Here is a 15,116-nt window from a genome sequence, read left to right as displayed (position 1 = left end):
ATATTTTCCGGAGGATTCGCCGAGCAAGAGGGGGCGCATGAGTCAAATGGACTCAGGCAAAATCGGCGCAATGGCCTGAAGTCTTCCATGCTGCAAAGCGACAATCGCGCGGGCGCTAAGAGGGTCGTGAATCCGGCTTCAGCTAATTGAAGGGGGCACGGGGGAAGCTCCGAGCTCTTGCGACGAGGTGACCTCTCAGATTGGGGACCCATTTTAAATATCGACCGGGATCGATGCCCAATATGGCTCGATGCCCGCCAAGCTGACCTGCCACAATAATGAGTGCCTCTGAAACCCATCGACCACGGCGGCTGATGTTTCCGCAGTGAACTCTAAACACGCACCCGAACGCGTTCTTGAACTCTTTGATAGAGTTGAATGTCCGCTAGCGATCGCAACTCGATGGCAATGGCAAATCGTTGATCCTCTGAAGACCAGCCACTTTCACAGCGGACCGCGAGGAAATATCTATCTCCATAGCGTTGCGAGTTGGTGGTCATCGAGAATGTTGCACACTGAAGCGTGCCCCGTTCCCGACGTTGTGCGCCGGGCTTCAAGTCACATTTGAGACTCTCTTTGATGCGGAAGGCGTGGCCTTCGTCAGCCTCCCATTTGCGGAAGGCGTCGAATACATCGCTCGCGCTGGCGCCCCGTATCAGGTAAAATCCCATCTTGAGGCCGGCGTAGTCGAGCCGCGTGTGCTTCACCGGAGGGTCGAAACTGAGCGCCACCCGAATTTGTCGAGCCCCTTTAGTTTGGAATACGTCGGGGATAGGCACTTCGTAGACTGCAAACTTATCTGCCGAGAGAACGTCTTCTGCGATCAGAACAACTCGGTTGTCTTCGGATTCTAGTGCCTTAGCGACATCAGGCAGGCCGTACCCAAGGAGATTGAAGATCGCGTCGTCATCTCCGAAGTTTTGATCGATGGCCGTCGGATGCTCGGCGCTTAGGGCAAGTAGCGCTCTGACCAGATTTGCTGACGCGTTGGGAAAGCTCTCGAACAGCAATGCGGCCTTGTAGGCCACTAGCGGAGCAGCGAATGACGTCCCTGAGTAGTACCTAAGTAATTGTTGTAGATATTCGTGATGCGTAGAAAGAATACCTGCATTGGCCCGCGCAGACCCGTTTTGCAGTCGTTGAGTGGGTCCGTCATAAACGGCAGTTCCACCAAAGTCGACGAGGTCGGGCTTGAGCACTTTGTTAGAGCCTGGACCGGCGCGGGTGAACGGGGAGGGCTGAAATGTCTGCGCGATGGATCTCACGCCGACGTTTTCTTCATCAATCGTCGAAAGGCCGTTTGAATGCGCGATGGAACCAACGGTCAGAACATTGATTGCGCTTGCTGGCTCAAGAATGCGATTGGCTTCGTCGAGGAGGAACCTCGGATAGGCTGCGACGATACCGTCTCCAAAGGACGCAAGGTAGGCTGGAGACGCGTTTCCTGCCGAGACGACGATCAGAATGTCTAACTCCCGGGCCAAAGCATCTAGGGTCGCAGCCCAAGCGCTGGGCTTGGAGCCCGCGGACCTTTTGATATCGCCCAAAGAGATGTTTATTACTCGGCAGCCAAACTCCGCAGTCAGCTTACGGATAGAATTTTCCATTTGAGTGGGGACGAGTTCCTCGTCGTCGAAGCGCCCCGCCGCATTTACAACCCGAGCGCTTGCTACGCGAAATTTAGCTCGGAACGGAGTTTCGGATAGACGCTGGCGAACATCTCCAAAAATGGCAATACCGGAGACCGATGTGCCGTGTCCCTTTTCGTCGCTGTCCCCCAAGCTTGCAGGTTCACCAAACGCTGCGGCTAACGAGCCAGCTATTAATGGGTGTGCGGAGGTAAGCCCGCTATCAATTATACCGATAGTCAGCGCCCCATTCTCGGGAGGCAAAATCTCAGGCAAATCGCCGAGTTCGATATTGCTTGCCGGAAGCTCCGGCCAATCCGGTGTCGGGGGACGATCAATGGTGGCAATCTCCGGCAACTCCAGTAGCTGACGAACGGCGGTGCCGGACCCTTGCACCCGCATAAGCAGCGCGGACTTGCCACGATAAGAGCTGACAACAACGCCTTCAAATTGCTCTAGCACCGTGGTCACGCGGTACACGAACAAGTCCGCGTTCAAATCGGAAACGGGCCAAAGCTCCACGTCATAGAATTCCGCCGGTTCGGGGATAAGCTCAGGAGTAGCATAGCCTTCCCCCTTTAATACTGGACCGATCCGATCGGTTGCGTCGATTGGTCGAATAGCCTCGATCGCTTCGATTAGCGCAGCATACGGCTGACTCTTCTGATTCTCTGGTTTTTCGCCATTATATGCAGTGACCTTTTGTTGAAACGCAGTTAGCTCCGCATCGTCTGCAAAGAGTATCAATGTTTGGCCCGGCTCATTCGCCAAGACTGTCAAACCGATTTTAGCCCACTCGTCTTCGCTTATGTTTCCCGACGTCTGCACTTTCAAAATGAGCGCCGGATCAATGTCGCCAATTTTAGGCTTGGCTCGATGTTCCTGGAGAACTTCTTGAACTTCCGCCTGTATTTTTGCTCCATGGCTTTTGGCCTCTCGACCAGACGGTTGGCCAAAGCCCGGTCGCTTTCGGCGATCCAGTTCGCCCTCGACACGTTGTAGTGGTAAGTGTTGATATGTTGCCATCGTGAAAAGTGCCTAAGGAAAAAAGCAGATCAGCGTTGGGGGAGGCGGGCTCTGATGTCTTTGCGCCGAAGTCCTTCTCGGATTGATGAGTCGAACTCAGCCTCAAGGAGCGACCGTGATCTTTTTAGAATTGATCGCTTAATTGCATTATCGCAAATTCGCTCAACGTCAGCGAAGGACATACCTTTTAGCCGCGCTGCTTTTTCTGCAAGCGAGAAGGACGCGGGGAAATTCTTTAGTTTGATCTCGAAAAGCCGTCGAATTTCGCGCTGAGATGGATAGTCGAAAATCACGACCTCATCAAAACGTCGCCAGATAGCGGCGTCTAAGCTTTCTTCTAGATTGGTCGCGGCGACAAGAAATCCTTTTCCCTTGAAGCGATCGATTAGCATCAACAGGCTGTTGACCACTCGTCTCAGTTCATTGTGCTCGGAGCCGTCGGCTCGGGCCCTCGCGAGCGCATCAAATTCATCTAAAAACAAAACACACGGCTGCTCAGCAGCGGTCTCGAATACCTTTCGTATGTTTGTCGCAGTCTCACCGAGGAACGAGGAAATGATTGCATCCAGCCGAGCCACGATCAGAGGCAAGCCAAGTTCGTGGGCAAATACCTCTGCAGTGAGAGTTTTCCCGCATCCCGGCGGGCCGCAAAAGAGCAGCTTTGAGCGAATCGTTAGTCCATGTCTGCGCAGGAGGTCGGCCCCACGGAACTCTTCCATTAAGCCCAAGAAGGTTCGTATGTTATGGGGCGAGAGGACGAGCTGCTCCGGCGTTCGCTGCGGAACTACAACTTCCACTAGATTCGAAAAGGCAGCACTCTTGGCAAGTTTCAGCGGAATCAACGGGAGGCCAGGTTCTATTGCCGTGACTGGCTTGCGCCGAGGAGACCTCATACGTGACCCGCTAAGTGTCCGATATTTGAGCGAAATTAGATGTCAGAGGGCCTAGGAAAGTGGGTGGGGAAGTTCGCCCGGTTCCACGAGCAGCCAAGCCGATACTGCGAAGACAGTAGGACACATTCGCGTGCGTCGCACTGACGAACTTGGTTATCCAAAGATGATAGCGAGTTGACGAACAGCGCTGCGTAACAATCCGTAGAAAAACAAAAAAATTATGCTTTAGAATCAAGGTGTAAAGGGCTGCAATCCTTTCCTGGGCATCACTTTTGAACTTCGCATCAGTGGCTCGCCTGAACGTCAGGTTTTTGCTGGCACCCGCGCAAGACACGGCCAGTGCTGCGCGGAAAGTCCTGGATTGCTTCGTCGCAAGGGCTCCTCGCAATGACGGAGAGTAAGGTTACAGCACAGCCCTACATCCGCATCACTTCACAAAGCCAAGTCCTTCGCGCGCCGTGTCCACGGCCCATTTGTCGGCCGGCGGAAGCGCGAGCACGCTGTTGAAGTCCGCGCGCGCATGTTTGGGGTCGGACATCATCATGTAGAGGAGAGCGCGGTTGACCAGGGCGAGCTGATTTTTCGGATCGAGCCGGATCGCCTCGTTGTAGTCGGCGAGCGCGCGATCGTGCTGTCCCATGTCCCGAAACAGACCGGCGCGACTCTTGTAGGCTCCCGAATTCTCCGGCTGTAACCGGATCACTTCGTCGAAATCGGCAAGGGCGCGTTTGTCGTCGCCCTTGCCGTGCAGGACGACGCCGCGAACGAGATAGGCCTTTTCGAAAGACGGCATGATCCTGGTAACCTCATCCAGCTCCCGGATGGTGCTGTCGGCATCGTCCTTCTTCAGGAACACCATGGCCCGGCAATAGTGGCCGCCGGCCCTTCCGGGCTCCAGACGGACGGCGCTGTCGCAGTCGTCCAGAGCCGCATCGATCTCGCCCTTGTTGAGACGAACGGTGCTTCGCAACTGATAGGGCCAGGCGGCGGCCGGATTGCGCTGCATCGCCTCGCTGTAATCGGCGACGGCATGATCGGTGTCGCCCTTCGCCGCATACGCCTCCCCTCGCATGATGAGCGCACGGTAGGCCTGCTTGGGGCTGCGTTCGATGGCCTCGGCGAAGCCGGCGATCGCGCGATCGAAATCGCCCCTGCTGAAATACTCCTCGGCGCGCGAGGTGTAGGACGGCCCATAATTTGGGTCGAGGCGAATGGCCTCGTTGTAGTCGGCCAAAGCGTGATCGCGATCGCCTTTGGCGGAATAGGCGCGACCGCGGCAATTATAGGCCCGCCCGAAATTCGGATCGATCCGGATCGCGGCGCTGCAATCCTCGAAGGCGCGATTCCAGTCGTGCTTGATGTACCAGGCTTCGCCGCGCAGCTCGTAAGCGACCGCATTGGTTGCATCGGCTGCAATGATCTCGGTCTTCTCCGCGATGACGCGGTCGTTGGACGCCTCGTCGGCGCGGGCCACGGCGGTGGCGACAATGGTGACGGAGCAAAGCAGACCGAAAACCCGCCCGATCGAATTGCAAATCATCTTGCAAAATCCCCGCGCCGAAACCGTGCCGGAGATGAAATATCGCAGCACCCGGCTGCCCAATATGTCGCAGACGGCGCTGCGTCGGTTCGAGGGAGAAGGGTTACGCCGCGGTTGCCGGCGGCAGTGCCAGCACCGAATAGATCGCCTGGGCGTCGCGCGAGGCGCGGAGCTTTTTGGCGATGTCCTGGTCGCGCAGCAGGCGGGCGATGCGGGCGAGCGCCTTGAGGTGATCGGCGCCGGCGCCTTCGGGGGCGAGCAGCAGGAAGACGAGATCGACCGGCTGGCCGTCCATCGATTCGAAATCGATCGGGCGATCGAGACGGGCGAACAGGCCGAAGATCTTTTCCAGCTTGGGCAGCTTGCCGTGGGGAATGGCGACGCCGTAGCCGACCGCGGTGGTGCCGAGCTTCTCGCGTTGCAGGAGCACCTCGAACACGGAACGCTCGTTCTGCCCGGTCAGCTCGGCGGCCTTGGCCGCGAGTTCCTGAAGCGCCTGCTTCTTGCTGTTGACCTTCAATGCCGGGAGAATCGCCTCGGGCGCGACCAGATCGGTAATCGGCATGGAAGTCTTCCGAGGTGAATGAAAACGTCAGGTTCCGAATTGGCCAGCCTGGACAAAGAACCTGGGCGGGCCGACGTCAAGAAGATGAAGCAGGAGGCGGACTTAGCTCGCCCCTGATGTGGGGGGCTTCTACTCCAACGCAATCCCGGTGCCAACTCCCGCGTGCAGCTTTGCCCCGGTCATTGTTAAGGCGGAAAGGAGCCCCCGCGCCGGGCCGCAGGGGCGTCGCCCGACGGCCTCAGGCCTTGCCAGCCACCTTGCCGTCCGCCTTGACCCCCGGGGGGTCGATCCAGCCGACATTGCCGTCGGCCCGGCGGTAAATGATGTTCACCCGGCCCGAGGAGCCGTGCTGAAACACCAGGCAGGGCGCCCCGCTGAGGTCGAGTTCCATGACTGCTTCGCTGACGGACAGCGGCTTCAGCGAGGTGGTGGCCTCGGCGATGATGACGGGGCTGTAGCCGGTGATTTCGTCCTCGTCCTCACCTTCGCCCGGCGCCTCCAGCACGTAGCTGGTGGCATCCATGGCGGCCAACGCCGCGGAGGCGACATGGGCCTTGCGGGCGGAGCGGTCCTTGAGCCGGCTCTTGTAGCGCTTGAGGCGCTTCTCGATCATCAGCAGCGCCTGGTCGGCACTGGCATAGGCATCCGGTGCGTTCGAATCGGCCTCAAGCGTAATTCCCGAATCAAGATGCAGCGCACAGTCGGTGCGGAAGCCGAAGCCGTCCTTGCTCAGCGTGATGTGGCCGGAATAATTACCGTCGAAATATTTGCGCAGGACCTCTTCAGTCCGGTCGGTGACGCGGCCGCGCAGGGCCTCGCCGACGTTGACGCTCTTTCCCGAGATGCGGAGAGTCATGTGAACCTCGCTTGGTTCGTGCCTGGCCAGGATCGGGCCCGATAGCGGATCGAGAGTAGCGCGATTTGGCGCCGACGCAATCAGGCCGGTTCGGGATTGCGGGAGCGATCGGCCATGGCGGTGGAGAGGACGTTACCAAGAGCGCTCTGCTTGTCGCGACGGCGTTGCACCGAGGAAGGAATGCGCATGGCTTCGCGGTACTTCGCGACCGTGCGGCGGGCGATATCAATGCCCGAGCCGCGCAAGCGTTCCACGATGGTGTCGTCGGACAGGATCGCGGACGGCGCCTCCGCATCGATCAGCAGCTTGATGTGGTGACGCACGGCTTCGGCCGAATGCGCCTCGCCGCCATCGGCCGAGGCGATCGAGGCCGTGAAGAAATATTTCAGCTCGAACGTGCCGCGATTGGTCGCCATGTATTTGTTGGCGGTGACGCGCGACACCGTGGATTCATGCATCTGGATGGCGTCGGCGACGGCCTTCAGATTCAGCGGTCGCAGATGCGCCACGCCATGGGTGAAGAAGCCGTCCTGCTGGCGCACGATCTCGGTTGCGACTTTCAGGATGGTGCGAGCGCGCTGGTCGAGCGCACGCACCAGCCAGGTCGCGTTCTGAAGCGCGTCGGTGAAATACGATTTGTCGCCGTCCTTGCCGATCTTCCTCGAGAGCTGCGAATAGTAGGTCTGGTTGACCAGCACGCGCGGCAAGGTGTCGCTGTTGAGCTCGACATGCCAGCCGCCATCGGGGCCCGGGCGGACATAGACATCGGGCACCATGGTCTGGAGCCGGGCCGTACCGAACTTCATGCCGGGCTTGGGATTGAGCCGGCGGATCTCGCCGATCATGTCGGCGATGTCCTCGTCGTCGACGCCGCAGAGCTTGCGCAAGGCCGCGACGTCGCGCTTGGCGAGGAGATCGAGATGCTCGACCAGGGCCTGCATCGCGGGATCGTAGCGGTCGAGCTCGCGGAGCTGGATCGCCAGGCATTCGCTCAAATTGCGCGCGCAGACGCCGGGCGGATCGAATTTTTGCAGCACGGCAAGGACGTTCTCGACATCCTGCTGCGATGCGCCCAGCCGTTCGGCGGCCTGGCCGAGATCCGGGGGCAGATAGCCGGCCTCGTCGACGAGGTCGATCAAATACTGGCCGATCATGCGCTGCGCTGCGCCGGTGAAGGCAACCGAGAGCTGCTCGGCGAGATGGTCGCCGAGCGTGGTCTCCGCGGCGACGAAGGCTTCGAGATTGTAGTCCTCGTCACCGGAGGCGCCGCCGCCCCATTCGGTATAGGTGGTCGGCGCCGCATCCTGGGCGTTGCGCGCGGCCGCTTCGGCGGGTTCCTCGGAGAAGACGTTGTCCAGCCCCGTGTCCATGGTCTGCTCGATCTCGGCGCGGGTGCCGAGATCCTTGCTCATCCACTCTTCCTGGCCGGGCTCGAAGGCTTCGCCCGGGCCGCCGCCCGGCTCGTCGTTGTGGCCGCCATCGCTGTCGTTGAACTGGCCGGTCTCGGCCGGGCCCTCGCCCACGGGCGGCTCGTCGTTGGCCCGTTCCAGCAACGGGTTACGCTCGAGTTCCTCTTCGACGAACGTCGTGAGATCGAGGTTGGACAATTGCAGCAGCTTGATCGCCTGCATCAACTGCGGCGTCATGACTAGCGACTGCGATTGCCGGAACTCTAATCTCTGCGAAAGCGCCATGAAGCAAGAACCGATCCCAAAAAGTTGGTCCGATTTTTGCTTATCTTAGTCCGAGCCCGATGTACACGTCTTGACGAAATGGAAAAACGGGCTAGAGGCGGAATTCCTCGCCAAGGTAAAGGCGGCGCACGTCCGGATCGGCGACGATCTCATCCGGGCTGCCCTCGGTCAGGATTTCCCCGGCATAGACGATGTAGGCGCGATCGGTGAGGCCGAGCGTCTCGCGCACATTGTGGTCGGTGATCAGCACGCCGATGCCGCGGTTGGTGAGATGGCGGACGAGGTCCTGGATGTCGCCGACCGCGATCGGATCGATGCCGGCAAAGGGCTCGTCGAGCAGCATGTAGTTCGGACGCGTCGCCAGCGCGCGCGCGATCTCGACGCGGCGCCGCTCACCGCCGGACAGCGCGATCGACGGCGATTTCCGCAGGCGCGTGATGTTGAATTCGTCGAGCAGCGAGTCGAGCTGCTGCTCGCGCTTCTTGCGCGAGGGCTCGACCACTTCGAGCACGGCGCGGATGTTCTGCTCGACGGTGAGACCGCGGAAGATCGAGGCTTCCTGTGGCAGATAGCCGATGCCGAGCCGTGCGCGCTGATACATCGGCAGCTTGGTGACGTCGTGGCCGTCGAGCTCGATGGCGCCGCGATCGGCCTTGATCAGGCCGGTGATCATGTAGAACACGGTGGTCTTGCCGGCGCCGTTGGGCCCGAGCAGGCCGACCGCTTCGCCGCGGCGCACATAGATGCTGACGCCGCGCACGACTTGGCGGCTGCCAAAACTCTTTTCCACGCTATGCACAGCCAGGAAGCCCGGCCGCTTCAAGAGCTGAGGCCCGCCGGAACCGTTGGCCCTGCCGGCAGCCCTCACGGGATGAACCGCCTGGGCCCGGGGCGGCTCGGCCTCATAGTCGCCTTGGAACTGATCGGGCGCATGCATCGGCTGGTTCCGGGCGATCGACGGCGCGTCCCTGACTGGGCTGGCCACGAGGCCGCCGACGCTGTCACCGAGCGCGGTGATGTCCTGGCGCGCAAATCCTGGCCGGCCGCGTTTGGCGGGGCGCCGACGGAACATGCTGAAGAGATCGACCATCCCCGCCTTCTAGCCTTTCGCGACGATCCTGCGCGATCTTCGCGCGATCTGCCGCGCCGGCCTCAGCCGACGCAGCATGAATGAAGGCATGTCTCATGCCCAGTGAAACACGCCCGAAAAGCGGCGAACCCCGCTTCGAAAGCCCTTCGCGCTAGATACAGTCTCGCCGGGCAAGCTTCAACCTCGGATCGGGAGTCTCCAGATCAAGGCGTTGAAATCGCGAACGGAATTTACTTTGGCTTGTTTCCGCCGGGCAACTGCAAAGGCGGGGCCGCGCCCGGGGCCACCGGCGTCCCGCATTTGCCGTTCTGTCCGCCCTGGGACTGGATGAACAGGCCTTGCACCCTTCCGCTGTCCGACTCCACCCTGGAGACGCCCGTGGTCATGTCGACCAGGAGGCGGTCGCCGCGCAGCACGTTCTGGCACTGGGTCAGCACGACCTGGCTCCCAGCTCCGCCGAGCATGGTGATGAGATTGGTCTTCGTATCGAACACCGCGGTCTCGCCGGTCACCACCTGGTCCTTTTGGGTGACCACGACATTGCCGCGTGCCTCCAGCCGCTTGATCGAGGAGCTACCGCCCGGGCCCGGTGTCGCCGACTGGATCGGCGCCGCCTTCGCACCCTTTGCTGCCGCAGGCTGCGGCGTCGCCGGCTTGTCACCACCCGAGTCGTAGAACACCACCAGCGTCTTCGAGGTCATGGTGGTATCGCCCTGCACGACCTTCACGTTGCCCGAGAAGGTCGCCTCCTTTTTCTTGTCGCGCATCTCTAGCGATGCAGCGTCGATCTGGATCGGCTGATCGCGGTTCTGCGAAAAACCCTGCATCGCGTTGGGCACGCTCGCCGAGCTCTGTGCGTGCGCCGCATCTGCAGTGAGCAGCAAGAGACCGGAGACAAGCGTCGCTACACTGACAGCAATGCGACGCTTGCTCAGATGAAGATGGGTCATGAGAATCATTTTGAATTCGCGGATTTGTTCTTGGACTTCGCCGCCGGCGGCGGCGTGGGCTCGACCGGCGCGGGCGCGCTGGCGGCGGGATCGTCCAGCTTGTCGAGGTGCATCACCACATTGCCTTCGAAGCGGATGACGTCGCCGCCCTCCGTGATCCGCAGCCGATCGGCGGTCAGCGTTCCGTTGGTCAGCTTGACGTCGACATGCTCATCCGAGGAGACCGTGCCCTTGCCCATGTCGACGAAGGCCGAGTTCAGCCGCGCCTCGTAGCCGGTCGAGGTGCGCAGGAAGATGTCCTTGTGCAGGTCGAGCTGCTGCTGCTTGTTGTCGAACCTTCCGGTGCGTGCATCGAGAAACAGCGTCGATTGGTCTTCCATCAGCACTTTCGCGCGCAAATCATGGAGATCGACATGATCGGGATCAGTGATGTCCTGGGTCGCGGTCTTGGCCCAGAGCTCGTAGGGCCGTTGGTCTGGAGTGAAGCCGGACATATGCGGCGATTCCATCGTGATCTTGGTGCCTGTGACCACGAGATTTCCGGAGTCGAGCTTCACGGGGATCTGGAACGGGTTGAAAATGGTCGAGATAAGGACGAGCAGACCCATTGCCGCAGCCACTGTCGCTGGCACCGCGACGCGCAGAATCCGCACCAGGCGGCTGTGGCGCGCCGCGCTGGCGAACTTCGCCGCAAGCGCGGCATCATAGGTGACATGATGGGCCGAATTCACCTGGGCTCCTGAGGTGTCGCTCGCCTGGTCCGGCTGGCGGGCGCCCCATTGTAGCCGGCAACGCCAAAATATGCAGCCAGCGACAGGCCGTTACGAAAGTGTCTGAAACGGGGCGACCGCCCCAACCCGGCCGCGACGCGAAACGCTAGGAATGCGCGAAAATGTCCTCTTCGGCCCAACCCTGGAGATCGAGCAAAGCACGGGTCGGCAGGAAGTCGAAACAGGCCTTGGCCAGCGCGGTGCGGCCTTCCCGCGCCAGCATGGCATCGAGCCGCTCGCGCAAGCCGTGCAGATGCAGCACGTCGGAGGCGGCGTAGGCGAGCTGCGGCTCGGTCAGGCTGTCGGAACCCCAATCGCTCGATTGCTGCTGCTTGGAGAGGTCGACATTGAGCACCTCGCGCACGAGGTCCTTGAGGCCATGGCGGTCGGTATAGGTGCGGATCAGGCGGGAGGCGATCTTGGTGCAGTAGATCGGCCCGGTCATGACGCCAAACGTCTGGTACAGCACCGCGACGTCGAACCGCGCAAAGTGGAAGATTTTCGTGTTCGCGGGATTGGCCAGCAGGGCCTTCAGGTTCGGCGCGTCGGTATGACCCTTGGGGATCTGCACCACGTCCGCGCTGCCGTCGCCGGGCGAGAGCTGCACCACGCAGAGCCGGTCACGATGCGGGTTCAGGCCCATGGTCTCGGTGTCGATCGCCACCGCTCCGGTGTAGCGGGACAGATCGGGCAGGTCGCCGCGGTGCAGGCGTACGGTCATGGCGTTTCAAACCTCAATCGAATCGGTGCGCTTTTGCAAGCTAATCCCCGGGACAGATGCTGGCGAGGGCCGGCCGCGATGTATCCGCTGGCAGCCGCCGGCGCAAGCATCAGGCGCGGCTAGTAATTCAGGCGCACGAGCACGTCGTTGGTGGCGAACGGGCTGGCGGGCGCATCGCAAGCGCCGCGTCGAGCGAAGACGCAGGCCGGCTTGTCATCGCTCATCATCGCGCAACTTCGTTGCGAGAAATCCGCCGGCAGCTCGCTGGCCAGGCTCGCCGGGCCGATGATGCGGTTGAACCCGGCCTGGTGCGTCTGCACCACAGCCGGAAGGCGTCCCTTGGCCAGGGGGTCGTCCCGATAAAAGGAATAGATCGGCTTGCGGGCCGCGAGCTGCCCGCGTCCGGGCACAAAGGGATAGTTGATCGCGTAGAGGGCCAGACCGCAGGCTTCAGGATCGGCCTCGAGCTCCGCCATCAACTGGGCCACGCCGATGCCGCGCATCCAGTTGTCACGCATGATGAGCGTAGCGCCCGACAGACCGAGCGAGAGCAGCAGCCAGCCGCCACATACGACGGCGAGTGCCCGGGAGCGCCACGCGCTTTGCCGGCGCATCATCTCGACCCAATCGGCGGAGCCAAGCGCCGCCGCGATGATCAGCAGAGCGATCGACAGGAAAATGAAACGGTATTCCTTGTGCACGATCATGCTGTGAAACGCGACGTTCACGACGGCCGCGACGATCAGCAGGGGGGCATGTCGCCAGCCGCGCCAGAGCGCCAGCAGCATCAGCAGCGTCGCGCCCGACCACAGAATTGAAGCCTGCAGAACGTACGCGGCCGCCGGCGCGTCACCGAATTCCGATGCCCGGTCATGCAGGAGGTTTTGCTGAATATTCCGGACGAGCCACGCAAACGGCGCTGAGCCGTGGGCCAGGTCGAGGGCGCCGGACAGCGCCAGGACGATGCAAGCGCCCGCGACCAGCGCAATCGCGTTTCGCAGGTCGCGCCAGCACGCCGCCAACGCAAACACCGAACAAGCCGGTACATATTGAAAGCGCCAGACACAGGCGAGAGCAAGCAGTGCGCCTGCGGTGAAGAGCCGGTTTCGCGCGAGTTCGCCCGTCAGCAGATAGGCCGCCGGCAGGATCACGGCCGTCGCCAGCGGTTCGCTCAGCGTGTGGGGCGCGTAGTAGACCAGCTCAAACCAGACCGCGGCGGCAAACGCCGCGACGACGGCATGCGATCTGGAGATGCGTTCGCCGAAATGCCAGGCCGTCACGACGATCGACAACGAGGCAAGCCCGACCACCAGGCGAGGCACGACGAAGGCGCCCCACCCGCCCGGCGCAAGCCAGTCCCCCAGAGCGACCGGCCCTGCGAACAAGGTCGGCAGAAACCAGCTCCGGATACCGTCGCGCCATTCCCAGGTGACGACCCCCTGGTGGCCAAGCAGGCGCCAGGCCGGCTCGAGATATTGATACAGCTCGTCGACGTGAACGATGTTCGGCCAGAAGGCGAGCGGCAGCCGGACTGCCGCAGCCAGCAGCAGCAATGCGCACAAGGCACCGTACCGCGTCGCGAAGCTCTCGGCTCTGACGGCGGGCGCGATGTCGGGCAGAGCCGCGGCGCTGGTGGTCATTGTCGTTTGGTGTCGCCGGCCAAACCGGAGTGGGGCCTGACGTAAACGGTCTCGTAAGCGCCGGTGTATTGCTCGCGCCAGCCTCGCCGCTCCACCAGAAACTGCCGCAGCTGTTCGTGCGCCTTGACCCACAGCACCGCGTCGATCCGGTATTTGTCGAGCACCATGTCCCACGCGGCTTCGTCGATCTCCCAGCTCACCAGCTTGAAATAGTCGCGCAGCAAATCGTCCGGATAGGCGGTCGCGGCGCGACCATCGACGAATGGGGGGACGGTGCCGTGCGTCGCGAAGATCAGGTAGCCGCCGACGTTCCAATTGTTCAGGACCCGCCGACCTGCGAGATGCTCTCGCAGGTAGCCGGCATCTTCGCTCGACAGCATCGGCGGAAGCGCGAGCGCCGGCGCAACGCGCAAATAGACAATCGGCAGGGTGCCGAGACCGACGATGCCCGCGGCCAGCAACGGTCCACGCACGTCAAGCGCAGTGAGACGCCGAGGCAGCAAGCGGCTGAGGTGAAGCGCCATCGGTGCGGTCGAGAAGATGAAGAAGAAAGCGATGTACCTGAACTGATACAGTCCCAGAATCAGGAACAGCCAGGACATCAGTCTCGGCTCGAGCGGGATGGGCCTGGAATTTCTGTAGCGGAGCTCGAACGCGACAAAGGCCAGCATGTACAGGATGCCGGGAATGCTGCCCGGCATTTCCATGTTGTGATAGTAGGACAGCCATTCGCCGATATTGCCCTGGACGAAGTGCCCCATCGTCGCGGCGGCACCGGCATAAATATTCCAGCCGAGCGGATTGACGAAGGTCGCGGCAAGGCACGCGATCCCCGCGAGAGCAAGGATCCTGAGGTCGGCCCAGGCCCCTCTGAGCACGGCGCCACCGCAGAAGACGCCGATCACGAAAAAGCCGAGCAGGAAACCGCCGTGCAGATTGGCCCAGAGCACCATCAACAGGGGAAGCACGAACCATCGCGTTCGTCTCAGGCATTCGCGATAGAAGACGACGCAGAACAACATCGTGCATGTATTCGGCGAGACCGCGAGATACATGTTCGGCGAGGCTTCGTATGCGGGATAGAGCAGGCAGGCCAAGAAGACCGAAACGCAGACCGCGATCGCCGACGCGCCGTAGCCAAGAGAGATCGCGGTCAGGATGCCGACGATCGCCGCGCCGCAGGCCGCCGTCAGCAGGACGAGGCCGCCAAAGCCTGCGTATTGAAACGTCGCACTGGCAAGCGCGTCCCAGAGCCAGGACAGATTGAGCCATGGCTTGTCGCCGTGGGTTGACGACCAGGGGTCCTGCAGCGGGATGGCGTTGCGTTCCCGGATGAGATCTCCGGCCGCCAGATGCCAGCCCAAATCGTAGTGACCGAGCAGAAGCGGCGCGTTCAAGACGTAGAACAGGCAGATGAATGAGATCAGGAACAGATAAATCCCCGATCTCAGGAAAAACGGGCTGATCGCGTTCGCAACCTTGTCGAATGCCGGCTCGTGCCAGACCTGGTGCTGATCCACCGCTTCCCTCACGACAAAGCGAGCCCGATGGCTCCGCGCTCGCCGACGGCCGGATGCGAGCCTGCCGGCTGACTTAGGACCAGTTTGTCTAAAGTGGGGTAAATTTGGATCGTGCAATCGAGGGGGTTTGGCGGAATAAATTCGGCTGGAGGGCGGGCTTCCGAAGCTTTCAAGCAGCTGTTTAGACTTGAAAATTCCAGCGTCCAATAATAGTTATTAGAGG

Annotated in this window: 12 protein-coding genes; all 12 read right to left on the bottom strand. The window is 61.3% G+C overall.

Features of this window, described 5'->3' with window-relative positions; genetic code table 11:
• Positions 1–332: 332 nt before the first annotated feature.
• Positions 333–2,654, bottom strand: a complete 2,322-nt coding sequence (locus AC0L3K_RS01900) for a S8 family peptidase (protein ID WP_354200325.1) — start codon at positions 2,652–2,654, stop codon at positions 333–335.
• Between the two features lie 29 nt (positions 2,655–2,683).
• Positions 2,684–3,496, bottom strand: a complete 813-nt coding sequence (locus tag AC0L3K_RS01895; protein ID WP_354200324.1) for an AAA family ATPase — start codon at positions 3,494–3,496, stop codon at positions 2,684–2,686.
• A gap of 478 nt (positions 3,497–3,974) precedes the next feature.
• The gene (locus tag AC0L3K_RS01890) at positions 3,975–5,087 is read right to left on the bottom strand and encodes a tetratricopeptide repeat protein (RefSeq protein WP_354200323.1); all 1,113 of its coding nucleotides are present in this window, start codon (positions 5,085–5,087) and stop codon (positions 3,975–3,977) included.
• A gap of 103 nt (positions 5,088–5,190) precedes the next feature.
• Positions 5,191–5,652, bottom strand: coding sequence for a PTS IIA-like nitrogen regulatory protein PtsN (gene ptsN, locus AC0L3K_RS01885; RefSeq protein ID WP_027514736.1), 462 nt, complete (start codon positions 5,650–5,652; stop codon positions 5,191–5,193).
• Positions 5,653–5,890: 238 nt separating this feature from the next.
• Positions 5,891–6,508 carry a ribosome hibernation-promoting factor, HPF/YfiA family gene (gene hpf, locus AC0L3K_RS01880; protein WP_007598572.1) on the bottom strand — a complete coding sequence of 206 codons (618 nt, stop codon included), beginning with the start codon at positions 6,506–6,508 and terminating at the stop codon, positions 5,891–5,893.
• 80 nt (positions 6,509–6,588) lie between these two features.
• Positions 6,589–8,202 carry an RNA polymerase factor sigma-54 gene (rpoN, locus tag AC0L3K_RS01875; protein WP_354200322.1) on the bottom strand — a complete coding sequence of 538 codons (1,614 nt, stop codon included), beginning with the start codon at positions 8,200–8,202 and terminating at the stop codon, positions 6,589–6,591.
• A gap of 91 nt (positions 8,203–8,293) precedes the next feature.
• Positions 8,294–9,292, bottom strand: coding sequence for an LPS export ABC transporter ATP-binding protein (gene lptB / locus AC0L3K_RS01870; protein WP_354200321.1), 999 nt, complete (start codon positions 9,290–9,292; stop codon positions 8,294–8,296).
• A 230-nt stretch (positions 9,293–9,522) separates the two neighbouring features.
• On the bottom strand, positions 9,523–10,251 hold the full coding sequence (locus AC0L3K_RS01865; RefSeq protein ID WP_354200319.1) for an LptA/OstA family protein: 729 nt from the start codon (positions 10,249–10,251) through the stop codon (positions 9,523–9,525).
• Positions 10,248–10,973 carry an LPS export ABC transporter periplasmic protein LptC gene (lptC, locus tag AC0L3K_RS01860; protein WP_354168486.1) on the bottom strand — a complete coding sequence of 242 codons (726 nt, stop codon included), beginning with the start codon at positions 10,971–10,973 and terminating at the stop codon, positions 10,248–10,250. Before lptC ends, AC0L3K_RS01865 begins: the two co-directional genes overlap by 4 nt.
• Positions 10,974–11,118: 145 nt before the next feature.
• Complete coding sequence (locus AC0L3K_RS01855) at positions 11,119–11,733, bottom strand: ribonuclease D (RefSeq protein ID WP_007598566.1); 615 nt, start codon at positions 11,731–11,733, stop codon at positions 11,119–11,121.
• 119 nt (positions 11,734–11,852) lie between these two features.
• On the bottom strand, positions 11,853–13,373 hold the full coding sequence (locus AC0L3K_RS01850; protein WP_473255373.1) for a glycosyltransferase family protein: 1,521 nt from the start codon (positions 13,371–13,373) through the stop codon (positions 11,853–11,855).
• Positions 13,370–14,893 (bottom strand): hypothetical protein, encoded by a 1,524-nt coding sequence (locus AC0L3K_RS01845; RefSeq protein ID WP_354200317.1) that lies wholly within the window; start codon positions 14,891–14,893, stop codon positions 13,370–13,372. Before AC0L3K_RS01845 ends, AC0L3K_RS01850 begins: the two co-directional genes overlap by 4 nt.
• Positions 14,894–15,116 lie beyond the last annotated feature (223 nt).

It is taken from the genome of Bradyrhizobium sp. MI1.10 (assembly GCF_055811035.1).
Note: the sequence above shows the minus strand (reverse complement) of the source record. Positions and strands in the feature narration are given on the sequence as shown.

Excerpts from the sequence above, each read along its gene's own strand:
- AC0L3K_RS01900 (WP_354200325.1), bottom strand. The coding sequence starts at position 2,654 with ATGGCAACATATCAACACTTACCACTACAACGTGTCGAGGGCGAACTG.
- AC0L3K_RS01890 (WP_354200323.1), bottom strand. The coding sequence starts at position 5,087 with ATGATTTGCAATTCGATCGGGCGGGTTTTCGGTCTGCTTTGCTCCGTC.
- ptsN (WP_027514736.1), bottom strand. The coding sequence starts at position 5,652 with ATGCCGATTACCGATCTGGTCGCGCCCGAGGCGATTCTCCCGGCATTG.
- hpf (WP_007598572.1), bottom strand. The coding sequence starts at position 6,508 with ATGACTCTCCGCATCTCGGGAAAGAGCGTCAACGTCGGCGAGGCCCTG.
- rpoN (WP_354200322.1), bottom strand. The coding sequence starts at position 8,202 with ATGGCGCTTTCGCAGAGATTAGAGTTCCGGCAATCGCAGTCGCTAGTC.
- lptB (WP_354200321.1), bottom strand. The coding sequence starts at position 9,292 with ATGGTCGATCTCTTCAGCATGTTCCGTCGGCGCCCCGCCAAACGCGGC.
- AC0L3K_RS01865 (WP_354200319.1), bottom strand. The coding sequence starts at position 10,251 with ATGATTCTCATGACCCATCTTCATCTGAGCAAGCGTCGCATTGCTGTC.
- AC0L3K_RS01855 (WP_007598566.1), bottom strand. The coding sequence starts at position 11,733 with ATGACCGTACGCCTGCACCGCGGCGACCTGCCCGATCTGTCCCGCTAC.
- AC0L3K_RS01850 (WP_473255373.1), bottom strand. The coding sequence starts at position 13,373 with ATGACCACCAGCGCCGCGGCTCTGCCCGACATCGCGCCCGCCGTCAGA.